General features: G+C 70.3%; 23 protein-coding genes. 8 read left to right on the top strand and 15 right to left on the bottom strand.

Going from position 1 to position 23,188, the window contains the following annotated elements; genetic code table 11:
• Nucleotides 1–55: 55 nt before the first annotated feature.
• The 5 genes from P2T37_RS06335 to P2T37_RS06315 form a co-directional block, all read right to left on the bottom strand.
• Entirely contained in the window at nt 56–2,461 is a 2,406-nt protein-coding gene (locus P2T37_RS06335; RefSeq protein WP_276235954.1) for an ATP-dependent DNA helicase, read from the bottom strand.
• Between the two features lie 90 nt (nt 2,462–2,551).
• Nucleotides 2,552–3,310 carry a CPBP family intramembrane glutamic endopeptidase gene (locus P2T37_RS06330; protein ID WP_276235953.1) on the bottom strand — a complete coding sequence of 253 codons (759 nt, stop codon included), beginning with the start codon at nt 3,308–3,310 and terminating at the stop codon, nt 2,552–2,554.
• Between the two features lie 382 nt (nt 3,311–3,692).
• Entirely contained in the window at nt 3,693–4,073 is a 381-nt protein-coding gene (locus tag P2T37_RS06325; RefSeq protein ID WP_276235952.1) for a DCC1-like thiol-disulfide oxidoreductase family protein, read from the bottom strand.
• 37 nt (nt 4,074–4,110) lie between these two features.
• Nucleotides 4,111–4,596: a cupin domain-containing protein gene (locus tag P2T37_RS06320; protein ID WP_276235951.1), complete on the bottom strand. Its 486-nt coding sequence runs from the start codon at nt 4,594–4,596 to the stop codon at nt 4,111–4,113.
• 47 nt (nt 4,597–4,643) lie between these two features.
• Entirely contained in the window at nt 4,644–5,117 is a 474-nt protein-coding gene (locus tag P2T37_RS06315) for a cupin domain-containing protein (RefSeq protein WP_276235950.1), read from the bottom strand.
• 82 nt (nt 5,118–5,199) lie between these two features.
• Here P2T37_RS06315 and P2T37_RS06310 point away from each other — a divergent pair, with 82 nt between their 5' ends.
• Nucleotides 5,200–6,189 (top strand): hypothetical protein, encoded by a 990-nt coding sequence (locus P2T37_RS06310; protein ID WP_276235949.1) that lies wholly within the window; start codon nt 5,200–5,202, stop codon nt 6,187–6,189.
• Between the two features lie 10 nt (nt 6,190–6,199).
• On the opposite strand, the gene P2T37_RS06305 is transcribed toward P2T37_RS06310, so the two are convergent.
• From P2T37_RS06305 to P2T37_RS06295, 3 genes are all read right to left on the bottom strand, one after another.
• Entirely contained in the window at nt 6,200–9,757 is a 3,558-nt protein-coding gene (locus P2T37_RS06305; protein WP_276235948.1) for a DNA polymerase II large subunit, read from the bottom strand.
• Nucleotides 9,757–10,179, bottom strand: a complete 423-nt coding sequence (locus P2T37_RS06300) for a PPC domain-containing DNA-binding protein (RefSeq protein ID WP_276235947.1) — start codon at nt 10,177–10,179, stop codon at nt 9,757–9,759. Before P2T37_RS06300 ends, P2T37_RS06305 begins: the two co-directional genes overlap by 1 nt.
• A 139-nt stretch (nt 10,180–10,318) precedes the next feature.
• A complete protein-coding gene (locus P2T37_RS06295; RefSeq protein WP_276235946.1) occupies nt 10,319–11,962 on the bottom strand; it encodes a Cdc6/Cdc18 family protein in 1,644 nt (547 codons plus the stop codon).
• A gap of 1,411 nt (nt 11,963–13,373) precedes the next feature.
• Between P2T37_RS06295 and P2T37_RS06290 the strand changes: the two genes are divergently transcribed.
• The 4 genes from P2T37_RS06290 to P2T37_RS06275 all read left to right on the top strand — a co-directional run bounded on the left by P2T37_RS06290 (nt 13,374) and on the right by P2T37_RS06275 (nt 16,422).
• Nucleotides 13,374–14,015, top strand: a complete 642-nt coding sequence (locus P2T37_RS06290) for an Era-like GTP-binding protein (protein ID WP_276235945.1) — start codon at nt 13,374–13,376, stop codon at nt 14,013–14,015.
• Nucleotides 14,016–14,018: 3 nt separating this feature from the next.
• On the top strand, nt 14,019–14,402 hold the full coding sequence (locus tag P2T37_RS06285) for a DUF2073 domain-containing protein (RefSeq protein ID WP_276235944.1): 384 nt from the start codon (nt 14,019–14,021) through the stop codon (nt 14,400–14,402).
• A gap of 12 nt (nt 14,403–14,414) precedes the next feature.
• Complete coding sequence (locus tag P2T37_RS15450) at nt 14,415–15,464, top strand: OapC/ArvC family zinc-ribbon domain-containing protein (RefSeq protein WP_382211017.1); 1,050 nt, start codon at nt 14,415–14,417, stop codon at nt 15,462–15,464.
• A gap of 163 nt (nt 15,465–15,627) precedes the next feature.
• Nucleotides 15,628–16,422, top strand: a complete 795-nt coding sequence (locus P2T37_RS06275; protein ID WP_276235943.1) for a DUF7089 family protein — start codon at nt 15,628–15,630, stop codon at nt 16,420–16,422.
• Between the two features lie 24 nt (nt 16,423–16,446).
• On the opposite strand, the gene P2T37_RS06270 is transcribed toward P2T37_RS06275, so the two are convergent.
• A complete protein-coding gene (locus P2T37_RS06270) occupies nt 16,447–17,025 on the bottom strand; it encodes a DUF7090 family protein (RefSeq protein WP_276235942.1) in 579 nt (192 codons plus the stop codon).
• A gap of 84 nt (nt 17,026–17,109) precedes the next feature.
• Here P2T37_RS06270 and P2T37_RS06265 point away from each other — a divergent pair, with 84 nt between their 5' ends.
• Nucleotides 17,110–17,316: a hypothetical protein gene (locus tag P2T37_RS06265; protein WP_276235941.1), complete on the top strand. Its 207-nt coding sequence runs from the start codon at nt 17,110–17,112 to the stop codon at nt 17,314–17,316.
• Nucleotides 17,317–17,359: 43 nt separating this feature from the next.
• Here the strand turns inward: P2T37_RS06265 and P2T37_RS06260 are convergent, their stop codons facing one another.
• Nucleotides 17,360–17,788 carry a DUF2391 family protein gene (locus P2T37_RS06260; protein ID WP_276235940.1) on the bottom strand — a complete coding sequence of 143 codons (429 nt, stop codon included), beginning with the start codon at nt 17,786–17,788 and terminating at the stop codon, nt 17,360–17,362.
• Nucleotides 17,789–17,906: 118 nt separating this feature from the next.
• Between P2T37_RS06260 and P2T37_RS06255 the strand changes: the two genes are divergently transcribed.
• Nucleotides 17,907–18,596: a class I SAM-dependent methyltransferase gene (locus P2T37_RS06255; RefSeq protein ID WP_276235939.1), complete on the top strand. Its 690-nt coding sequence runs from the start codon at nt 17,907–17,909 to the stop codon at nt 18,594–18,596.
• Nucleotides 18,597–18,609: 13 nt separating this feature from the next.
• On the opposite strand, the gene P2T37_RS06250 is transcribed toward P2T37_RS06255, so the two are convergent.
• Nucleotides 18,610–19,176 carry a DUF1684 domain-containing protein gene (locus P2T37_RS06250; RefSeq protein ID WP_276235938.1) on the bottom strand — a complete coding sequence of 189 codons (567 nt, stop codon included), beginning with the start codon at nt 19,174–19,176 and terminating at the stop codon, nt 18,610–18,612.
• Nucleotides 19,177–19,688: 512 nt separating this feature from the next.
• Between P2T37_RS06250 and P2T37_RS06245 the strand changes: the two genes are divergently transcribed.
• On the top strand, nt 19,689–20,150 hold the full coding sequence (locus tag P2T37_RS06245; RefSeq protein ID WP_276235937.1) for an NUDIX domain-containing protein: 462 nt from the start codon (nt 19,689–19,691) through the stop codon (nt 20,148–20,150).
• 13 nt (nt 20,151–20,163) lie between these two features.
• On the opposite strand, the gene P2T37_RS06240 is transcribed toward P2T37_RS06245, so the two are convergent.
• The 4 genes from P2T37_RS06240 to P2T37_RS06225 all read right to left on the bottom strand — a co-directional run bounded on the left by P2T37_RS06240 (nt 20,164) and on the right by P2T37_RS06225 (nt 23,122).
• A complete protein-coding gene (locus P2T37_RS06240) occupies nt 20,164–21,330 on the bottom strand; it encodes an acyl-CoA dehydrogenase family protein (RefSeq protein WP_276235936.1) in 1,167 nt (388 codons plus the stop codon).
• A 61-nt stretch (nt 21,331–21,391) separates the two neighbouring features.
• Nucleotides 21,392–22,087: a type 1 glutamine amidotransferase gene (locus tag P2T37_RS06235; RefSeq protein ID WP_276235935.1), complete on the bottom strand. Its 696-nt coding sequence runs from the start codon at nt 22,085–22,087 to the stop codon at nt 21,392–21,394.
• Nucleotides 22,088–22,174: 87 nt separating this feature from the next.
• A complete protein-coding gene (locus P2T37_RS06230) occupies nt 22,175–22,342 on the bottom strand; it encodes a hypothetical protein (protein WP_276235934.1) in 168 nt (55 codons plus the stop codon).
• Nucleotides 22,343–22,381: 39 nt separating this feature from the next.
• Entirely contained in the window at nt 22,382–23,122 is a 741-nt protein-coding gene (locus P2T37_RS06225; RefSeq protein ID WP_276235933.1) for an alpha/beta fold hydrolase, read from the bottom strand.
• Between the last annotated feature and the right edge of the window lie 66 nt (nt 23,123–23,188).

The raw sequence follows: 23,188 nt of genomic DNA, 5'->3' as shown, positions 1-23,188 counted from the left end.
CGAGTACCACACGATTCTTCGACACCCGACCGACGAGCGGCCGCGTTCGCGCGTCTCAGTTCCGACCGTCGCGGAAGCGGTCGAGGCCGACCGACAGCATGTCTGGTGACACCGGCTGGAACTCCTCTCGCTCCGGCCCTAGGTACTCACGAACCGAGTCCCACGAGTCGCGGGCGTACCGCTCGTCCAGCAGGACGCGGACGCCGACCTCCTCCGGGCCGCGGATGACGCGCCCGATGGCCTGCCGGGCTTTCCGCACCGCGGGGACCGTCAGCGCCGTCTCGAACCCGCTGCGGGACGTTCCGCCCCCCACGCCTCCGCTCGCGTCGCTCGCGGAGACGTCCCCGAACTCGCGGTCGTAGGCCGTCCGGACGGCGCGCGTCCGCGGCGAGGCGGTGTTGATGATGGGGACGCCACAGACGGCGGCCGCCGACAGGCGGTCGCCGCGGTAGTCCACTCCCTCGGTGAGCGTCCCGCGCAGCGAGGTGACGAGCACCTTCCCGTCGCCGCGGAAGAAGTCGGCCTTCAGCCGCTCGGTGGCGTCGTCGCCCGACGACTCGTCGATGAGCACCTCCTTGTCCACGTCCGCGAGCACGTCCGCGGCCCACTCGGCCTCGGCGTAGGAGGGCATCCCGACGAGGACGTTGCCGTCGACGCGGGCGACCTGCCGGAGCGCGTTCGCGTAGACGCGCCGCGTCTCGGTCTCCTCGTCCGGGAACCCGCGGTTGTCGTGGGTGAACTTCGGCGTGGCGACGGCGTAGGAGGCGCGGTTCTCCGCCGGGAAGGAGAGGCCGTACGTCCGACGCTCGACCGGGCGGTTCTCCTCCTCGCGGAGGTGTGTCAGCCCGGTGACGCGCTCGAACACGTCGAGCGGAGCGAGCGTCGCGCTCATCAACACGCCGCCGCCGAACTTCCCCAGCGTCTCCGCGATGGCGTCGCCGGGGATGCAGTTGTGGACCGCGAGCGCCGCGTTGTACGCGCGCCGCCACGAGTCGGCCGGCTCCGTCTCGTCCCACGTCCGCTCGAGCTCTATCTCCCGGAAGTAGTCGGTGTGGTCGTTGCGGTACCACGAGCCGAGGACGCGCCCGACGGCGGGGGCCGCCCGGCGCTTGTCCTCCTCCTCGGCCTCGTTCAGGATACGGGCGACGACGGCCCCGACCGTCTCGGCGTTCGCCCACACGGAGTCGGTGTACCCCTCCCGCTCGGCCCACTCCGTTATCTCGTCCTCCGCCGGCTCCTCGGGGTCGCGTAGCGGTATCTCGTCGTCCGGCAGGTCGCCGAGGTCGGCGCGCCAGCCCCGGTGTTCGCGGTCGAGGTGGGCCGTGACCCGGCGGTCGAGTTCCTCGCGGAGGTCCCGGAGGAACTCCCGCAGGCGGGCGAGTTCGTCGGTCGTCACGTCGGCGTCGTCGAGTTCCGCCCGGATGAGGTCGCGCGCCTCCGACAGGCCCGCCGTCGTGCGCGTGCCGTCGCCGCCGTCGAGCGTGAGCGGCTGGAGCACGCGCGCGAGTTCGCTCTCGGCGTCCCGGAGCGTGGCGTCGCCGACGCGGTCGGAGACGAGGTCGCGCACGCGGGGTTCGAGCATGTGCGCCTCGTCGCAGACGACGAACGTCTCCTCGTCGAGCAGCGCGCCGGTGAACGAGCCGACCGTCGTCGGATCGAAGGCGTGGTAGTAGTTGCCGACGACGACCTCCGCGTGTTCGAGTATCGCGCCCATCGTCGAGTGGGGGCAGGTGCCGTGGCTCGCCGAGAGGGTGACGAGGTCGTCGCGCTCGATGAGCCCCATGTCGGTGAAGTCGAACGGCACGGCCTCGCTCGCGTCCCCCTCCTCGGGCAGGTCGTCGAGGTACTGCGCGTAGAAGGGGCAGTACTCCACCTCGGTCGTCCCGTCGGCGTACTCGACCGTGTCCGGGGGGTAGGGGGTCGGCTCGCCGAGCACCTCCATGTACTGGGCGCCGCCGCCCTGTGTCCCCGAATCGGCCAGCCCGACCTGCTGGCTCCGGGCGCGCGAGGCGAGCGACCCGGCGGTCGTCTCCTCGGTCAGCCCGCGGGTGCGCTCGCGCAGGCCCTCACACCGCTCGTAGACGGTGTCGTCGTCGATGCCCGCGCGCCCCTCGATGTTGTACGGGCAGACGTCGGCCTTCCCGACGAGCGTCATCGCCGTCACGGGGTCGTAGCCGTCGGGGAGGTTCGCGTTCATCGTCCGCAGGTCCGCCTCGAACTGGCGCAGTTGCTGTTTGACGCTCGTGAGGACGACGACGCGCTCGAAGTCGGAGTCGGGGTCGCGCACGAGGTGGACGCCCGCGGTGAGCGCGAGCATCGTCTTCCCCGTGCCACACGCACCCTCCAGTGAGAGAAACCCCGAATCTCGGGCGGCAGCCACGGCGGCGTCGACCCCGTCCTCCTGTTCGGGGTACGGCTCCGCGTGGCCGAACACGTCCCGCCAGTCGTCGCCCGGTGTCACGTCTTCCGCAAGCGGGTGGTCGGCCATGAGCGTGTCGGAGTTGGGCCCGGCATCCGGTATGAAGGTCGGGAACCCTCGGAGGAGTAGAACTCAGAACGCGCCGACGACGGCGAGGTACGCGGCGACGAACAGCACGGCGTTGTAGACGCCGTGGGCCAGCGCCGGGACGACGATGTTGTCCGTGTACTCGTATATCGCGCCGAGGACGACCGCGACGAGCGCGATGATGGCGACCGAGACCAGCCCCGCGCCGACGGTGCCGACGACGGCGAAGAAGTGGATGGCCGCGAACGGGAGGCTCGCGCCGATGACCGCCCCGACCGGGCCGAACGCGCGGCGGAGCCGACCCTGTACCGCGCCGCGGAACAGCAGTTCCTCGGCTGGGCCGTTGAGCAGGAGCGCGACGGCCGCGAGCGCGAGCAGGAACACGGGCGCGCCGACGGCGATGTCGGCGACGCTCGACGGGGCCGCCTCCAGCCCGAACAGGCCGACGACGAACTGGCCGCCGATGTTCACCGCGAGCATCGCGAGGACCGCGCCGCCCGCGATACCGACCTCCCGGAGCGTGGGCGTCCGGGCGGGGATGACGAGGCGACCGCGGGCGTACACGAGCGCGACGGCCGCGTACGCGAGCATCGTGACGACGACGCTGGCGAGCAGGTACACGGGGGAGGCGAGTATCTCGCCCGTGAGGAGGAGCTCGACGACGAGCGGGACCGCGCCGAGGAGCGTCCCGGCGAGGAAGCCGACGACGACGAGGCCGAGCGCGACGGCGACCGCACGGCCCCGGCGGGGCGTAACGACCGGCGCGTCCGGGCCGACGGATTCAGTTGCGACTGCGTTGGTCATAGCGACCGTCTATCGGCGCCCGAGAGCTTAAACACGACCGACGTGTGCGAACAGCCGTCTCGGGAGACGCCCGCCTCCACCCGAAACACCACCGTTTCCTCTCTATCGCGCGCGGGAAACGCACCCCGGGAAACGTTCTCGCGGGGACCATCGGGTCCGGATAGCCTCGCGGGGGCGTCAGCGCCACCGACCCGGACCCCGACCCCTCGTCCCTCGTCACGGCCCGGGACGCGATCTCCAGGCGAAACCGTACCGTTTCCTCTCCATAGGGCTCCGGAGCGTTCGCGCCGGCCGCGCTCTCGGGGGTCGCCCGCGACGCGGCCGCTCGCCGTCGGCGACTATCTCCACCCGAAGGGAGGGCGTTTTCCCGCTATAGGACTCCTTAGGACTCGGAGCGGCGGACGGGGTCGTCCTGCCGGACGAAGTGACCCCACACGTCGCGGCGGTCGGCGGCCTCGCGGTAGAGCTTCTCGCGCAGGCGGTTGTAGTCCGCGAACTGCCGGAGGAACCCGACCGTGTCGTCGGTGCCCGGCGGCGCCACCTCGCTGCGCGCGAACGCCTGCTCGATGGCCTCGCCGAACGAGTACACCCGGTCGTCGGTCACCAGGTGGGCGCCCTCCTCCCAGTCCTCGGGGAGGCGCTCGCGCTCGGCGTCGGTGAGGTCCGAGAAGCCGACCACGTCGAGGTCGGAGTGGTCCACGAGCTGCTGGGCACACCACGTACAGAAGCCGCACTCGTCGTCGTAAACGAACGTCTCGGGCATGGTCGGCGGTAGGCCCGCGACGGACTTCCCTCTTGGCCTACGAGAACCGCGCCGTCTCCCCGCCGCAGTCGCCACAGACCGTGACGAGCGCCCCTTCCTCGTCGGGCGCGCGCTCGACCGACTGCTCGGTGTAGCCGCCGCAGGCCTCGCACTCCCGGAGGATGGTCGTCTCGCCCGACTCCGCGGGCGCGCCGACGGCGAGCGCGCGCACCGGCTCCTCGCCGCGATTCCATCCCTGTTGCCACTCGCCGGGCCCGAAGCGGACGAGTTCGCCCGCCGCGACGACGACCTCCTCGGTCCCCTCGCGCGGGTCGCCCGTCTCGAACGTCGCCTCGCCCGAGAGGACGTAGAACACCTCCTCCTGGCCCATGTGTCGGTGCCGCCCGAACGCGAACGACTCGCCCGGACCGAGTTCGTAGTAGTTCAGTGCGGCGTCCTCGACGCCCAGCGCGCGCCCGACCGGCCGCTTCGCCGACGCCGGCGACACCCACGAGTCCACGTCCTCGACGGCTACTTTCTCCATGCGCCGAGGCTTCCGCGCACGCGACTAAAGCCTGTCTCCGACCCCGGCTAGTCCCAGTACTCGACGGCGTCCCCGCGGTTCCAGAAGCCCGACACCGTCCGCTCGCCGTCGCCGCCGGGGGGCGCGCCCACGAACACCCCGATACCGTCGGCCTCGGGGTACACCGCCACGTCCGGCTCGTTCATCGTCGAGACCATCAGGTAGCGGAGTACCTCCTCCCCGCGGTTCACGACCTGGTGCGCGCCGGACTCGTCGGCCGGACAGGCGACGTACTCGCCGGGCGAGAGCGGCACGTCGTCGTACCCCTCGCCCCGCCGGAGCACGCCCTCCCCCGCGAGGACGTAGAGCGCCTCCTCGTTGCCGGTGTGGTAGTGGAGCGGCCACGGCCGCTCGCCGGGGTCGACCTCGTACAGCGACGCCCCCACCTCCTCGCCCCCGGCGGCCGCGGCGAGCTTCTTCCGGCGGGACGCCGTCTCCGCGCCCTCGTGTTCGGTCCAGTCGAGGTCCGACTCGTTGACCATGCGCGTGGAGCGACCGCTGCGGGCGTAAATCCGCGGGCCACGGCCACGGGCTATTTGTGTCGCTCGCGCGTCGAACGAAACGATGCGACGACGACACCTGCTCTCCACCGCGGCCGCGGCGGCCGCGGCGGGGCTGGCCGGCTGTAGCTCGCTCCCCGGAACCGGCTCGTCGGGGGAGCGGGCGCGCTACGACTCGTGGGTCCGCGACGACGACGACGGCGACGTGGCCGCGGTCACCCTCGACCTCTCGACCTACCGCGAACTCGGCGAAACCGGGACCGCGACGGCGACCGAAACCCCGGCGGCCGACCCGGAAACCGACGACCCGCTGCTGTTGATTCCCGCGGCGTACCTGCTCGGCGGGGCGCTGGCGGTCGGGTTCGGCGTACGCTACGGCCTCTCCGACACCATCGAGAGCGACGGCGGGGCCGAGTACGCCCACGTCGTCGACGGCGCGATAGTTCTGGAGGGGGAGTTCGACGCCGACGTGCTCGCCGCGTCCGTCGAGGACGATGCCGGCGAGGCCGTCGAGTCCTACGAGGGGTACGAACTGTTCCGCACGGGCGGGCTGACCGGCGATGCCGTCGTCGCGGTGTCGGGCGACGCGGTGGTCGTCGTCTCGGCCGAGGACGCCGAGGACCCCGTCGAAGCCGCGCGGAGCTACGTCGACGCGAACGCCGACGGGAGCCTGCGGTACAGCGCGAGCGACGACGACTACGACGCGCTCGCGACCGCGCTCCCCCGCCGCGGGGTGATGGGCGTGACCTACTCCGCCGACGGCGGGCTGTTCGGCGGCGACGCCGCCGCGCCGAGCGACTCGGACGAGACGGGCCTCGCCTCCTTCTCGGACCTCGACCTCTCGGGCGCGCTCGGCGGGGCCGTCAGCGCGTCCTTCTCGGGGTCGTCGGTGACCTCCTCGGTCGCGCTCCGGTACGACAGCGCCGACGCCATCGAGAGCGAGGCCGACATCGAGGCCGCGCTCGCGGACGACGCCGACGACGTGACCGTGACGGTCGACGGCCGGACCGCCGTCATAGAGGCCACCTACTCCGGCGCGGGCGTCTGGTCGTAGCCCGCGGCGGTCACATGAAGTCGGAGATGGAGCCCTGCTTGTTCTTGTCGTTCTCGAACACGGATTCGAGCGAGCGCTCCAGTATCTTCAGCCGCTGAACCGTGTACTCCCGGCAGCCGAACTCCTCGGCGACGCGCAGCGCCACGTCCATGTACTTGTTCACGGACCCCTGGTGGACGGTGAGGTTGACCCGCCCGCCGCACTCCCGGCAGTCGCCGGTGAGCGGCATCCGGCGGTACTTCTCCCCGCAGTCGAGACAGCGCGTCTCCTGGCGCGAAAAGGCGCGGAGGTTGCCGATGAGGTCCGGCAGGAAGTGGTACTCGATGACGCGCTCGGCCACGTCCGTCTCGTCCACGGCGCGGAGCTTCCGCGAGAGCGCGAGCTGGGCGTCCATCTTGTCCATCATGCTGCCGAGCGTCTTGTACGCCGAGAGGTCGGGCCCCAGCGCGATGTTCGAGGTGTCGTGGGTGTGGCGGAACTCCGTGTACTCGCGGTCGGTGTCGAGGTTCTCCTCGGCTATCTTCACGTCCACCTCCTCCGGGTCCGCCATCTCGCGGCTCGCCTCGTAGAACTCGCGGGGGTAGCGGTCCACGATGTCCATGTTGTGCGCCTCGTCGTCGATCTCGGAGGGGTCGATGCGCGAGGACATGACGAGCGGCGCGTCCATCTGCCCCCCGCGCTTGTCAGGGAGGTATTCCTTCGAGAAGTTGAGAAGTCCGTCCATCAGGAGCATCACACAATCTTCGTCCCCATCGCAGTTCCGCCGTTTCGCGGCGTGAAAGTACGGATGCGCGTATCCGACGGCGGCGCTCGTGAACCCTATAACCCTCCCGACAACCGCCGCGGAGGTGTGGGGCGCCATCCCGAAGACGAGTTCGCCGACGAGGTCCTGGCGCTCGTCCACGTCGTAGAAGGCGTCGAGGCCGTAGTAGCGTTCGAGCAGGTCGTCGACGTAGTCGGCCGTCTTCAGCATGTGTTCGGCCGCGCCGTCGGAGAGCACCACGTCCTGCACCTTCAGCTCGACCAGCTGGTCGTCGTGGCGCAGCGGCTCGCCGTCCATGTCCGTCTCGTAGCCGAGTTCGCGGAGCTGACCCACCTCCACGTCGAGTTCGCTCGCGCGGACGGCGGTGACGGGGAGGTCCGTCATGTCGTAGCGGACGGTGCCGTCCTTGAACGCCGTGACGCCGTTCTTCGCCCGGAGCACGCCCTTCTCCATCGGCTCCGGTATCTTGTGGGTCGACATCAGCCCCTTGACCCCTTTCAGCATCTCGAAGGAGCCGGCGCGCTCGCCGACGTTCGCCATCCCATCGCGGAGTTCGGTGTTGAGGTCTATCTCGCGGCGCTCGGTGGAGCGGGCGAGCGTCCCACAGCGCGGACACTCCGCGCGTCCGGACTCGTCGGGTTCCACGTCGTGTTCACAGTCCGGGCAGACGTAGTGCGGCTCCGTCCACGACCCGCACTCGCGACAGCGGCCGCGGAAGGTGCCCTCGTCGCAGTCGGGACACCGACGGCGGGCGACCTCCGCCTCGACGGTGCCGGGGGTCGCGGACACGTCGCGCTGTTTCGCGGCCGCGCTCACGTCGCGCTGGCTCCCGCCCGCCTCGCCGATGGGGAAGAGGGTGTGGACCGCGGGCGAGAGGTCGCGCGACTCGGACTTCTCCGGGCGGCCCATCCGGTTGCCGATGCGGGTCGGGGCGCGCTCCTGGAGCGAGAACGGCGCGACCTCGTTCACGGCGCGGTGGCTGTTCGCGCCGTCGTCCCAGCCGCGCGCGGACGCCGAGAGCTCCGTCCACGTCCGGTCGAGGTCGGCGGTGAACCCGAGCGAGCGCACGAACGGCAGGGCGTCGGGGACGGTGACCGTCTCCTCCCCCTGCGTGTGTTCGACCACGAGCGCCTCCAGCGCCTCGACCACGGCGTCGGTGTTCGGGAGGACGAGCGTACGGTCGCTTCCCGCGCTCGGGGGCGATTCGAGGGCCGCGCCGTCGGCCTCGGCGAACCGGCCCGACGCCTCGACCGCGTCGGCCAGCGCCTCGAACCCCTCGACGGGGAGGTCGTGCCACAGGTAGGTGTACGTGGGGTGGAGGGGCGCGTCGTACTCCTCGGCCCACGCGAGCGCCCGCTCCGCGTCCGGACGGTCGAGGTCGAGGCCCGGGTCGTCGCGCATCGCCTGCACGTCCGCGCCCGCCGCGGCGAGGTCCTGCTCCCACCACTCGGCGACGTAGGAGGCCGGGACGAGCGGGTGGTTGTTCTCGACGAACTCCCCGTAGTTGACGAGGTACTCGCCGAGGTCGAGTATCTCCACGACGCCGTTGCGGACTTCGAGCGCCTCCTCGGGGTCGTCGATTCGCCGGACGTCGCCGTTGGCGAGTTTGACCGTCGGGCCCTCGATGGAGTCCACGGGGACGACGCCGCCCGCCTTCCCCGGGCGCTCCGTCTTTATCTGCGTACCCGTGGCGAGGAAGTCGTCCACGAGGTGCATCGTCGCGGGGTGGACGCCGGCGGTCGCGAAGCCGTGGTTGCGCGCCCGGCCGTAGCGGAGCCTGAAGCCGCCGGGCTCTGAGGGGTGGCCGAACACGGGTCGGCCGGCGATGAGGTCGCGCAGGTACTTGCTCGCGGGGTCGGCGCGCGGCGGGCCGGCGGCGTCGGCCTCGGCCGCCGTCTCCTCGCCGTCGGCGTCGCTCCCCTCGTCGCCCTCGTCGGTCTCGGCCGCGTCGCCGCCGGCGTCGTCGTAGTAGGTCCCGTCGATGAGGTCCTGGAGCCACGGCCAGTCCACCTCGTCCAGCCCGCGGGTGTACCGCTGTATCTTCGGGGCCTTCAGCGCGATACCCTCGGCGAGGACGAGACACATCCCGCCGCGGGCGGAGTTGGTGTCCACCCGTTCGAGGTCGCGGAAGCCGGAGACCTCCTCGTCGCCCGTGGCCTCCCCGTCCAGCATGATGGGCATGTGCTTCGCGATGAACTTCGTCTCCGTGTCCTTCGGCGTGTACTGGAGGCCCGTCTCCTTGTCGTACAGCGCGACCTCCTCGGCGTACCGCTCCGTCTCGTCGGCGCGCGCCTCGTACTCCTCGATGCCGAGCAGCGCGCGGGCGTAGTCGGCGACGAGCACCGACAGCGCCTGCGCCGTCCCGCCCGCCGAGCGGATGGGACCGGCGTAGTAGACGTTCACGAACTCCGTGCCGTCGTCGTTGGTGAGCAGTTCGACCCGGTCGATGCCCTCGATGGGGGCCGCGACGACACCCTCCGTCAGCAGGGCGACGGCCGTCCGGACCGCGCCCTCTATCTTCCCCGCGCGGGAGTCGTAGTCGCCGACCGTCCCCTCGACGAAGTCGGTCACGAGTTCGAGCGCCGCCTCCTCGCGGGACATCTGCCCCTCGAGTTCGCGCACGCGCTCCGCGACCCCCTCGATGCCGAGGATGTTCTCGACGCGGTCGGCCATGTCCTTCGCGACGGGTATCTCCACCTCGGGGTGGGGGTCCTCGCCGCGCGTCTTCGCCTCCTCCGCCACCTCGAACGCCCCGTCCAGCCGGGTTTCCAGCCGCTCGAAGTACGCCTCGTCCTCCGGGCGCATCAGAGCGGCCAGAGGTCGAGGTCGGTCGTGTCGTCGTGTTCGCGGTGCAACTCCGCGTCGAACTCCCGGACGTACAGTTCCCCGGCGAACACCGTGCCGGCGTTCAGGTGGCCCGCCAGCGCGGTACCGTCCTCGCGCGAGCAGACCGCGTGCGTGTGGGCGAACGGCTCCCCGTCTAGCATCGAGACGTTGCCGACGCAGGCCGCGACTTCGAGCGGCTCGTCGAACACCTCGGGGTAGTACTCCTGCTCCGTCTGGTCGTAGAAGTAGAACTCCGCGTCCCGCACCGCGCCGAGTCCAACGAAGAAGGCCGCGCCGACACCCTCGTCGGCCGCGAACCGCTCGATCTGCGCGCGCCAGTCGCCGCCGTGCTCCAGCCGCGCGACGAACTCGCGCCCGCCGTCGAGTTCGCGGTAATCCATAGCGACACCGAACGCCCGCGCCGACTAAAACCTACCGTGAGAACGCCGTGTTCCAGCGGAAACGGAGGGGTGTCGAGGCGCCGCTGTCGGGCGGTTTGGGCGGAACGAACGGGAAGCGGAGTTCAACGGGGAAGCGGGTTCAGTTATCGAACCGCGCCTGCACGAACGGCTGGGCCTCCTCCACCTCGCCGATGCGGGAGTCCGAGAGCAGCACCGCCTCCGTCTCGTCGATGGGGACCGAGAGGCTGATCTCCTTCGTCCGGCCGTAGCGGCCCTTCGAGACGACGACGGCGTTGACGATGCCGAGCATGTCGAGTTCGGAGATGAGGTCCGTCACCCGGCGCTGGGTGAGCACGTCGGCGTCGATCTCCTGACAGAGGCGCTTGTAGATGTTGAACACCTCGCCCGTGTTGATGTTGTGGACGCCGTTCGATTCGAGGAGGATGATGGCGTAGAGGACGAGTTTCGACTGCGTCGGGAGGGTGCGGACCACCTCGACCACCCGGTCGAGTTCGATCTTCTCCTGTGCCTTGCGGACGTGTTCCTCGTTGACGATGTCCGTACGGTCGCGCTCGGCGAGTTCGCCGGCCGTGCGCAGCAGGTCGAGGGCACGCCGGGCGTCCCCGTGTTCCTGCGCGGCGAAGGCCGCACACAGCGGGATCACGTCGTCGTCGAGCGACTCCCCCTTGAACGCGACCTCGGCGCGCTGCTGGAGGATGTCGCGGAGTTGGGTCGCGTCGTACGGCGGGAACACGATCTCCTCCTCGCCGAGGCTCGACTTGACGCGGGGGTCGAGGAAGTCGGTGAACTTCAGGTCGTTCGAGATGCCCATGATTGACACCCGGGAGTTGTCGAGCTCGGAGTTCATCCGCGAGAGGTTGTACAGCGTGTCGTCGCCGGACTTCTCGACGAGCTTGTCGATCTCGTCGAGCATGATGACGACCACGCGCTCGTGGTAGTCCACGGCGTCGAAGAACGTCTGGTACACGCGGTCGGTCGGCCACCCGGTCATGGGCGCCGGCTCGAACTCCTCGCGGTCGGTTTCGAGCTCCTCGATGCGCTCCTCGACGCCGGCGACGGTGTCGAACTCCGTGTCCGCGAGCGCCTCGCTCGGGTCGGCGAGTTCGCCCGCCTCCTCGCGGAGGTCGGTGAGCCGGTCGAGCTTCCCGTCGATGACCGCCTCGTTCTTCTCGATGAACTTGTTCGCCAGCTGGGCGAGCACGCGGTACTGGGTGTCCGTCACCTCGCAGTTGATGTAGCGGACCTCGCAGGGCACCTCGTACTTCTGGGAGGTCGTCTCCAGTTCCTCGGAGACGAACTTCGCGCTCGCGGTCTTGCCCGTCCCCGTCTTCCCGTAGATGAGGATGTTCGACGGCGTCTCCCCGCGCAGCGCGGTGACGAGGATGGTCGCCATGTTGTTGATCTGTTCCTCGCGGTGCGGGAGCTTGTGGGGGGTGTACGACGGCCGGAGGACCTCCTTGTTCTCGAATATCGGCTCGCCCTCAAGCAGGTCGTCGAACAGCCCGCGGGAGGCCTCGTCCGGTTCCTCCGCCGGGTCGTCGAGCACGATGTCGTCGAGGTCGATGTCCTCGGCGCCGAAGCGCTCGCCGCCCGTGCCGAGCCCCGAGGCGTCGCTCTCCGGGTCGGCCGGCGGGGCCTCCTCCGGCGGGCGGGCGGCGTCCGGGCCCGTCCCGGTCACCTCGTCGGCGTCCCGTCCGTCCGTGTCGGTCCCCTCCGCCTCACCCCCGCCGTCGCGTGTATCGTCCTGTGTGTTTCCGGTCATGTCCTATCGCGAACCCCCTCGTTTCGAGTGGAACACCGTCTCGCGGCCCGTTACGCCCCGGAGAACCCGGAAGAGAGATGCGTTACGGCGATGGCCGCGTTCCCCCCATGTCCAGTTGATGCAAACGAACCGGTGGTGGTAACGATATTAAGCATTACGGTGACACCCTTCGGGTCCGACCCCCCGTTGCGGGTCGAACGGACCGTGTCGGCCGTACGCCACGACCGCGGTTCGTTCCCCGGTACGCGGCACCCTCGGGCCGGTTCTGTGTCGTGGGGCGCCCGGCTAGAGTGGAAACGAAGGGGTTCGGAGCGGGACAGTCGCCGCCGAGCCGGGCCGCTAGCGGGCCCTCGGGACGGGAACGGGTGTGGGGCGACTAGACACGAAACCATGGTACTAGAAGAACCCTAGAGATACTAGAATAGTAAGCCGAGTACTAGAACTGCGATGGCGTTTCAGGGCGTCTCGGTTCAGGATACGGCGGTTCCGGGTCGGCGAGGGTGAGCAGAGGTGGGAACCCCCACCCCTTTGTTTCGGGTGGAACACCGTTCAAGGGTGGGATGGGGGTCGGAATCACGTGGAACTAGTGTATCAATAGCGGTAGTTTTATTACACATATGCAGTAACCAAACCCGTACTAGAGAAAAGCGGTTTCGAGTCGGGATGTTGTCGGCTAAGTATGGCTGAACGGCCTTCTCGACCCGCTCTATCGCCGTTTCTCGCCCTTCTCTCCGTCCCGCCTTCCCGTCGCGCTCCCGGATGGTTCTCCCGTTCCAGTAGAAACGAAGGGGTGGGGGTTGGGACGCTCCCGACGCTCGCCCCTCAACAGGGAGGCCGACGAAGCGTGACCTGCTACGGGATGGCATGTGTCGCCCACGGGTTCCCGTGTATCAGCCACGGCGTGTCAGCCGCGCGTCGTACGCGCGTCAGTCACGCGTCGGCAGACTCGTACTCCTGTCGACAGCTTCGAAACGCTCCCCGCTCCGCCGACCGCCGTCGGCGTCTAGCGCGCTCGCCCGTGCGGGGAGACTAGGGACAGCTATCGACGGGCGGCGGCAAGTCGGTTCCGTGGCGGGGATGTCGCGGTCCCACCCGGTCGTTGCGGTGCCACCCGGTCGTCGTGCTCCCGTCACGTCTCCCGGGCAAAAGGCGATACGTCGGCTAGTCAGTGTATCGCGGAGTCGGTGTATCGAGGAGCCGGTGACTCGGTAGCCCATGGAGCAGCCGACGTACGGAGTACGCCGCCGGCCGACGCACCGAACGGCAGGGACCGCAGTAGCCGGGGCTTACCGGCTCGGCGGCTCCTGTCCGGGTCCGGAGAGGTGTCTGACACAAGCTTAAGTGAGTACAGGGTGGTGTTGCGTGCAGAGCGGCTCGATTTCCACTCGAAACAGGGCCGTACGAGGTAAGGATGGGACTACTCACCGAAATCAGATCGAGCATCTCGCGGGTGACGTCGAGCCTGTTCGCGGGGTCGGAGCCGAGGCGTATCGGTATCTACGGCCCGCCGAACGCCGGCAAGACGACGCTCGCCAACCGTATCGCCCGCGACTGGACCGGCGACGCGATCGGCCCGGAGAGCCACGTGCCCCACGAGACCCGACGCGCCCGGCGGAAGGAGAACGTGGAGATAAAGCGCAACGGCCGCACCGTCACCATCGACATCGTCGACACGCCCGGCGTGACGACGAAGGTGGACTACGAGGAGTTCCTCGAACACGACATCGAGAAGGACGACGCCGTGCGCCGGTCGCGCGAGGCGACGGAGGGCGTCGCCGAGGCGATGCACTGGCTCCGCGAGGACGTCGACGGCGTCATCTACGTGCTCGACGCCACGACGGACCCGTTCACGCAGGTGAACACGATGCTCATCGGCATCATCGAGAGCCAGGACCTCCCCGTCCTCATCCTCGCGAACAAGACCGACCTGGAGGACGCCTCCGTCCAGCGCATCCGCAACGCCTTCCCGCAGCACGAGACGATTCCGCTCTCGGCGCTGGAGGGCGACAACATGGACGAAGTGTACGACAAGATCGCGGAGTACTTCGGGTGAACCATGCCTGAGACACAGAGCCCGAACGACGACGGGGTCCAGATCGACATGATCAGCGCCGAGCGGATGGAGGGCCTGCGGACGATGGAGAAGATACGGCTCATCCTCGACGGCGTCCACGACGGCAACATCGTCATCCTCGAACAGGGGCTCGACCCCGACGAGGAGTCGAAGCTCATCGAGGTGACGATGTCCGAGATATCGCCGGACGGCTTCACCGGCATCGAGATAGAGACGTACCCGACGGGCGGCGGCGACACCGGCCTGCTCGGGAAGCTGATGGGCAAGTCCTCGAAGGGGAAGCTCACGGTCATCGGGCCGGCGAACCGAATCGAGACGCTCCACAAGGACGAGAACCTCCTGAGCACGCTCATCCACAAGCAGTAACCACACCACACGATGCCCCACCAGTGTACCGCCTGCGGCTACACGTTCGCCGACGGGTCGAAGGACATGCTCGGCGGCTGTCCCGACTGCGGCGGCAACAAGTTCCAGTTCTACCCCGAGGGGACCGAGGTCCCCGAGGAGCCCCCCGGCGACGACGCGCCGCCCGAACCCGACGAGCCGAGCGGCGCGGCCTCGACGGTCGGCCGCGCGGCGACCCGGGTCCGCGACTTCGTCTCCGGCGACGGCCGCGAGGCGGGCACCGACCCCGAGGACGCCGGCCCCGACGCCGACCCGTCCGACGTCGCGTCCCCGTCGGCGCCGACCGCGGACGCGCGTAGCGGGGCGGACGACCCCGCGGACCCGAAGGGCGGGGCGGAGACCGGCGCGACGACCGACGCCGGAAGGACGACCGACACGGGAACGACGACCGACGCCGGGACCGCGGCCGACACGGGACCGGCCGACGCCGGAACCGACGACGCCCCGGACCCGAACGCCCCGTGGCCCGACTCGACGGACGCCGCCGACCCCATCCGGAAGGGCGGCTTCCGCGACGACGCGGACGACGTCGACGACGCGAACGACCTCGAACCCGACGACGACGGCATCATCGACGCCGACGCCCGGGCCGCCCGCGACGCCGTCGAGGACGCCGAGGACGGCGCACAATCGGCCGCCCGCTCGGGACTGGCGAGCGACGCGGAGGTCGAGGCGGCGACCGACTCCACTCAGGCGGCCGACTCCACTCAGGCGGCCGACTCCGCTCCCGCGGAGGACGACGCGGACGCCCCCGCCGAGGAGCCGAGTCCGAACCCCGACGACCTCGCCGGGGAGGGCCGCGTGGTCTCCGAGCCGAGCGGCGAGGAGGCCGACATGGCCGAACTCCGCGAGCAGCTGAACGACCAGTTCGAGTCGATCAAGATCCTCGAACCCGGTCAGTACGAGCTCAACCTCATGGAGCTGTACGACCGCGAGGAGTACATCATCGCGCTCCAGGAGAACGGCCGCTACGTCATCCAGGTGCCCGAGCAGTGGATGGGCGACCGCGACACGGAGCGGTGAGGCCGCCGGCTCTCTCACACCGGCCGACGCGCCGGAACTGAAGGGTTTAAACGCCAGCCGTCGGAACGACGGGCAATGAGCGAAGCCACAAAGGTCGTTCTCGGTACCGTCGGCGCGGCGGGCGTACTCGCGATGCTGCTCGTCGTGGCGCTCGCGGTCTGACGTGTTCCACGACCGCGACCTCGGCGACGCGCTCGCCGCGGTGCGCGACGAACACGCGCCGGGCGCGCTCGTCCTCGACACGGACCGCGACTTCGAGACGCTTGACCCCGCGGTCGCCGAACAGCTCGGCCTCCGCGCGGACGCGCTCGACCCCCTCGCGTACGACCCGGCGTGGGTGCCCGACGACGCGCCCGAAATCCTCTCGCGGCTCGCGTCGGGCACCTTCACTGTCGGCGCGCCCGGCGACGGCGGCGTGACGTGGACGACCCAGACCGTCCCGCCGACGGTGTTCGTCAAGCCCCGCATGGAGGGGTCGCCGGCGGGGTTCGTCGACTTCCTCATCGCGGCGGCGCTCGTGGAGGCGGGCGCCGACCTCCCGGAGCACTTCCTCGGGTTCTTCGGCGACGCCTACCCCGACCTCGCGGCAGCGACGCCGCTCGGCCCGGCCGACACCTATCAGCTCGCGTACGCGCTCTACGAGGCGTACAAGGGCGTCCGCGTCCGCGAGACGTTCGCGGGCTGGACGGACAGTCGTCCCGACCTCCACGCCGAGTGGCTCGACGCGGGCCGGCGGCTCGAACCCAGACTCGACGGCCTCGCGCGCGAGGTGGCAACGGGGAAGACGGGCTTCCCGGCGGCCGCGGAACTCGCCTGCTCGGCTATCCGTCACGCGGGCGAGGGCGGCGTCGAGATACCGACGCCGTTCGCGGCGCTGGACACGGCGGCCTACGTCGCCCACGGGCCGGAGTACGCCGTCCGGTGGGCGGAGAAGACGTTCGAGAAGTTGGCCGAGTGAGGGCCGACTCTCGGCCTCGGGGCGTCAGAAGTCGGTCGTGACGACGCCGTCCGCGCCGAGTTCGACGACGCCGTCGAACAGGTCGCGGTAGCCGGCGACGACGGAGGGGTCGTGGACCTCCTCCGCGAGGTGGAACAGCCCCACGGCGTCGTGTTCGTCGAGCAGGGCGAGGATACGCTCGACGGCGTCGCGGGCGCGCTCCTCGTCGGCGTAGTACGCGAGCTCCGTGATGGAGTCGAACGAGACGCGGAGCTTCCCGTCGTGGTTGTCGAGGAACCACTCGACCTTCGCCACGATGCCGTCCGTGTCGTCGGGCGAGGAGATGTAGTGGACGCTCTCCGAGGAGCGGCGCGAGTAGCCGCGCTCGACGGAGAGCGTGTCGAGGATGTCCGTCGTGTCGCGGTTCACCTCGTAGTAGTCGAGCTTCTGTGCGACCTCGCGCGCGGTGGTTCGGGTGGAGACGACGAGCCGGTGGTCGGTGTCGGTCTTCAGGAAGTCGGTGTCGATGCGGTCCGTCTCCCCGGTGGAGGGGTGGATGAGCAGCACCCCGGTCCCGCCCGGAATCGTCGGCGGCGCGTTCTCGATGGCGAGGTCGTACTCCATACCGGGCAAGGGGGTGCGGGCGTCTTAAAATCGGACGTTCCGGGCGACACCGGATTTTTGTCGGACGGGCTACAACCGCCGACCGTGCAGCCCGAACGACAACGAGCCGCCGCGGCGTGGGCGGTGCTCGTCGTCCCGTTCCCCGTCGTCGCGTGGTTCCTCGCGGGTCGCGGCGACCTGACGCCGCTCGTGGTCGCGCTCTACTGGTTCCCCGCGGTCGCGCTGACGCTCGTCGGCGCGTTCCCGTCGCCGCGCGCCGCGGCGGGCGCGCTCCGGTCGGCCGTCGCGTAACGGTCGGCGGCGCGGGACCGCCCGCGACTCGACGGCCCGGCGCTCAGAACACCGAGTCCGCGGTCGCCGCGCCCACGACGGAGAAGATGGCTCCGATAGCGACGGCCTTCGCGGTGCCGAACGCCCACTCCTCGCGCGGGACCCCGAGGTTCGTGAAGAAGGTGTCCGGGGCGTCGAACACGAGCGCCAGCAGGAGGACGGACCCGAACGAGACGACCATCAGCGAGACGAACCGGAGCGGAATCCCGCCGACCTCCGTCTCCCGGTCGGGGTCGCGGTCGTCGGCCTTGTACAGCGCGCCGTAGCCGATGAGGACGACGATGAGCGCCGCCACGCCCGCCTGTATGGGGTTCATCGCGCTCGCCAGCACCCACACCTCCTCCGTCACGACGAACGGCCCGGCGAGGAGGAAACCGCCGACCAGCTGCTGGGCGATGTCGGCGAGCATGAACCGTCGGCGCGGACCTGCCATACCCCGGCGTCGTCGTCGCCGGTATAAAAACCGTCGGGCGAGGGGCCCCGTCCCGCTGACCCGACCGCGTCCGCCCCCGACCCGCGCCCCTGAAGTGGCCGCCTCCCGTCCCCGCGGTATGAGCGTTCGCGAGGAGTTCGACGCGTGGGCGGCCGACGGCCGCGACAAGGGGATGGAGGAGCGCCACTGGCACACCGCCAAGCACGCGCTCGCGCGGATGCCGGTCGAGGCGGGCGACACCGTCCTCGACCTGGGCACCGGGAGCGGCTACGCACTGCGCGCCCTCGCCGACACGAAGGGCATCGGGCGCGGCTACGGTCTCGACGGCGCGCCGGAGATGGCGCGCAACGCCCGCGAGTACACCACCGGGAGCGACCACGACGGAATCGGCTTCGTCGTCGGTGACTTCGGCGCGCTCCCCTTCGCCGACGACGCCGTGGACCACGTGTTCACGATGGAGGCGTTCTACTACAGCGACGACCCCCACGAGACGCTCCGGGAGGTGGCGCGCGTGCTCCGACCCGGCGGGACGTTCTACTGCGCCGTGAACTACTACGAGGAGAACGTCCACTCCCACGACTGGCAGGAGAACATCTCGGTCGAGATGACGCGCTGGTCGGCCCCCGAGTACCGCGAGGCGTTCCGCGATGCCGGCCTCCGCGTCGCCGGGCAGGACACCATTGCCGACGAGGATATCGAGATCCCGCCCGCCGCGGCGTTCCCAACCGACTCGTGGGAGACGCGCGAGGCGATGGTCGAGCGGTACCGGACCTACGGCACCCTGCTCACCGTCGGCGTCGCGCCCTGACTCGCGCCCGCGCTCAGACCTCCGGCAGTCGCTCGCCCGCCTCGACGGCCACGTCCAGCCAGTTCTCCTCCGGCGGGAGCGGACAGGCGAACGCGTCGTTGTACGCACAGAACGGGTGGTACGCGAGGTTGAAGTCCAGCGTCACCGTCTCCGCCTCCGTCACGTCGCCCTCCACCTCGAACTCCATGTACCGGCCCGCGCCGTACGTCTGCTGGCCGGTCGTCTTGTCCCGGAACGGGACGAACAGCGAGTCGCGGTCCTCGCCGACGCCGGTGTAGCCGACGAGCGTCGCCGTCTCGCCGTTTACGTCGAAGCCGAGTTCGACCACGCGCTCGTACTCCTGTTCGGTATCGACGGTCGTCTCCATGACGACCGTCTCGTCGCTCTCCACGGGCGTCACGTCGGCCTCGACGCGGTAGGCCGGGTCCGGGTCGAAGTAGGTCAGGCCGTCGAACGCGTCGCGCTGGTCGGCCGGAATCGGCGACTGGCGTTCGTTCGCGAAGAACTCGTCCTTCCGGTCGCGGTACCCCTCCAACTCGGCGCGCCACGCTTCCGCGTCGAAGTCGTCCGTCGTGCTCATACCCGGCGTTGGACGCTCCGCGCGTAAACCGTTGGCCGTCTGTGCGCTCGGCGTCTCGGGGAGTCTCCGTTGTCGGTCGCGCGTTCCGCCGCCGTTTTCAGTCTCCCTTCATCGGGCAACGCCCTGCTCGCGCGGTTCCATGGGTGCCGCACAGCCCCGCGACCGCCCACACGCCTCCCCAGCCGACTCGTTCGCGTCGCTCCGCTCGCTCCGTCGTCCCTCGCACGCTTGCTGGCCGCGCGGCGTGCGCGGCCAGCGCGCGCCGTACGGAGGTTCACGTAGCGAGGCGGGACCAGCGCCTCCGTGCTGTGAGCGCAGCGGCGCGCGATACGAGCACCGGCGAGTATTGCGGACGGTCGAGCGGCGAAGCCGCGAGACGGGTTCGCGGGTGTGCGGCCCGTCCGTCGCCGAGCGGTCGGGCCGCCTGTCCGCCCTTCCGTCGTCGGTCAGCACCTCGCCAGCCGTTCACACGGCCGCGCCACGCTTTCGTCTCCGCCGTGCCGCCACGCCGTATGGAGAACACGCTCTCGGAGTTCGGCTACGTCGTCAACGTGGACTGCGCCGTCGTCCGCGACGGCGAGTACCTGCTGATACGGCGTGCCGACGGCGAGGACCACGCGGCCGGCCTGCTCGGACTCCCCGGCGGGAAACTGGAGGCGCCGCCCGTCGAGTCGGACGTCCTCGAACGCACCGCGCGCCGCGACCTCCGCGAGGAGGTCGGCGTCGCGGTCGGCGACGTGACGCTCCTCGCGGGGTCGACGTTCGAGACGGACGCCGGCACGCCGTGTCTCAACGTCCTCGCCGTCTGCGAACACGAGTCCGGGGCGGGCGAGGTCCGCGCGCCCGAGGAAGTCGCGGCCGTCGAGTGGTGTTCGGCATCCGCCCTCGCCGACCGCGAGGACGTGCCCGGGTTCACCCGCGAGGACGTCGAGTGCGTCGAGGCGTTCCGGGCGGGGAACCGAGCGGAGAACTGAACCGGGGAGGGGACTACTCGAACGCCTGAATCCCGGTCAGGTCGTGGCCGAGGATGAGCGAGTGGATGTCGTGGGTCCCCTCGTAGGTGTAGACGGTTTCGAGGTTCGCCATGTGGCGCATCGGCGAGTAGTCCGACGTGATGCCGTTGCCGCCGAGCATCTCGCGGGCGATACGGGACTGGTCGCGCGCCATGCGGACGTTGTTGCGCTTCGCCATCGACACCTGCTGGGGGCGGAGGTCGCCCCGCTCCTTCAGCTCCGTGAGCCGGTAGACGAGCAGTTGCGCCGTGGTTATCTGCGTCGCCATCTCGGCGAGCTTCTCCTGCTGGAGCTGGAACGAGCCGATGGGCTTGCCGAACTGCTCGCGGTCGGTGGCGTACTCGCGGGCCGTCTCGAAGCAGTCGCGCGCGGCGCCGACCGCGCCCCACGCGATGCCGAACCGCGCCTGCGTGAGACACGACAGCGGCCCCTTCATGCCGGAGACGCCCGGCAGGACGTTCTCCTCGGGGACGTACACGTTCGTCAGCTCTATCTGGCCCGTGACCGAGGCGCGAAGCGAGAGCTTCTCCGTGAGCTTCGGCGTCGAGACGCCGTCGCGGTCCGTCTCGACGAGGAAGCCGCGCACCGGCTCGTCGGGGTCCGAGCGGTCGCGCGCCCAGACGACGGCCACGTCCGCCAGCGGGGAGTTCGTTATCCACGTCTTCGTCCCGTTGAGGACGTAGCCGCCGTCGTCGGCCGCCTCGGCGTGCGTCTCCATCCCCGAGGGGTTCGAGCCGTGGCTCGGCTCCGTCAGGCCGAAACAGCCGATCTTCTCGCCGCGGCCCATCGCCTCCAGCCAGGTGTCCTTCTGCGCCTCGCTCCCGTACGCGTGGATGGGGTACATCACCAGCGCGCCCTGCACGGAGGCCATCGAGCGCAGCCCCGAGTCGCACGCCTCCAGTTCCTGCATCAGGATGCCGTACGCCTTCTCGCTGACGCCCGGCAGGTCGTAGCCCTCCAGGTTCGGGGCGTAGAAGCCCAGTTCGCCCATCTCCTCGATGAGGTCGGTCGGGAAGGTGCCCTCTATCCAGTGGTCGCCGATGTCGGGGCGGACCTTCTCGTCGACGAACTCGCGGGCGGTGTCGCGGATGAGTCGCTCCTCCGCGTCGAGGTCGGCTTCGAGGTCCACGTAGTCCAGCATGGCCGACGCTTGGTTTCCACCGATAAAAGCGCTCGCCTCCCCGCTTACCGCTGTAAACCGCTCAGTCGTCCGCGGTCGCCGCCCGCCGCTCCCGGACCTCGCCGAGGAAGTTCTCGAACAGCCGCTTCGTCTCGCAGGCGCGGCTGTAGTTCTCGGGGGTGATTCCGTCCACGACCGACTCGATGCGCTCCTCGGGGAGGTCCTTCCCGCGCGTCACCGTTTCGGCCGTCTCCGTGTCGTACTCGGGGTGGGCCTGCACGGTGGCGACGTTCCCCTTCCGGAAGCCGTGGATGCCGTACTCGTTTTCGAGGGTACGGGTCGCGCCCGGCGGCAGTTCCGTCACGGCGTCGCCGTGGGTCGTGAAGACGAGGAAGCGGTCGCCGAGGCCCGAGAGCAGGGGGTCGTCGTTCACCTTCTCGACCTCGCGGTAGCCGATCTCGTACTCGCCCATCGCCTCGACGGTCCCGCCCAGCACGTCCGCGAGCAGCTGGTGACCGAAGCAGATTCCGAGCCCCGGAAGGCCGCGCTCGATGGCCTCGCCGCACCAGGTCTTCGCCGCCCGTATCCACTCGTCGTCGTCGTACGCCGAGGACGCGGAGCCGGTGACGACGAACCCGTCGTAGTCGTAGCCGTCCGGCCGGTCGCCGTGGACCAGTCGGAACTCGACGAGGTCGGCGTCCAGTTCCCGCCGGAAGTTACGGCTCGTGTCGCCTGCGGCGTGGGCCGCGTTCAGGAGCGCGAGGCGCGGGCGTGTCATGGACTCCCGTAACTCCCCCGCCGGAAAACGCGTTTCGCCCGCGGCGGTCCCGGCGACGAGTCGCCCGGAGCCCGCCCGTCTCGGGCGTCACTCCCGCTCCGCGAGGAAGTACGAGGCGTCGCCGAGGCGGTCGGTGACCTCCGTCACGCTCCCACCCCCGCAGTCGGGACACGGTCCGCTCACGGCCGGGTCGGCTGCGGGGACGGCCCATACCGTGTCACAGTCGTCGCAGGCGACGTAGCGGAGGCCGAGCACGCCCCGTAGTACGCGCGCGGCGGGCAAAAGCCCGCGCCGTCAGGCTCCGTCGAGGAAGGCGAGCAGGCGGTCGTTCACCGCGCGGCTGTGCTCGAGGTGCGCGAGGTGGCGGCCCTCCACCTGCTCGTACTCGGCGCGCGGCAGGCCGGTGGCGAGCGTCTCGCACGCGGCTTCCGGAACGACCGGCGACTCCATCGCGCCCAACACGAGCGCGGGCGTCGTGTACTCGTACAGCGCGCCGGGGTCGAAATCGCGGTAGGCGGCGAACAGCCGCTCGCGGGCCTCGGGGCCGGCGTCGTCCAGTTCGCGCCACCCCGCTATCTCGTCGCGCGGGGCGACCCCGACGTAGGCGTTCGAGAAGGCGACCTCGGGCCACGACTCGCCGAAAAGCTGCCCGAGAGCGTCCGTGTCGACCACCTCGCCGGAGGCGGGCGTCGTGACGAGCGCGAGACTCCGCGCGCGGTTGTGTGCGCCGGCGTACGCGAGCGCGACGGCCCCGCCGAGGCCGTGGCCGACGAGGTGGGCCGACCGCACGCCGGCGTCGCGCAACACGGCTTCGAGGTCGTCGGCCAGCGTCGCGACGGCGTAGTCGCCGCCGGGGTCCGAGCGGCCCGTCCCTCGGGGGTCCACGACGAGCGACTCGTACGGGCCGGCGACGGCGTCGTGTTGCCAGCCCCACGACCACGCGCCGAGGCCGGCCTCCGGGAGGAAGACGACCGTCTCGCCGTCGCCGACGCGCTCGTAGTAGAGGCCGACACCGTCGTTCGTGGCCCGCGGCATACCCCACCCTGTCCGGGCGCGAACAAAACTCCGCGGTCTGCGCGCCAAGCGTTACGTGCTCCTCGC

The sequence above is a fragment of the Halosegnis marinus genome (assembly GCF_029338355.1).
Classification (GTDB): Archaea; Halobacteriota; Halobacteria; order Halobacteriales; family Haloarculaceae; genus Halosegnis; species Halosegnis marinus.
Note: the sequence above shows the minus strand (reverse complement) of the source record. Positions and strands in the feature narration are given on the sequence as shown.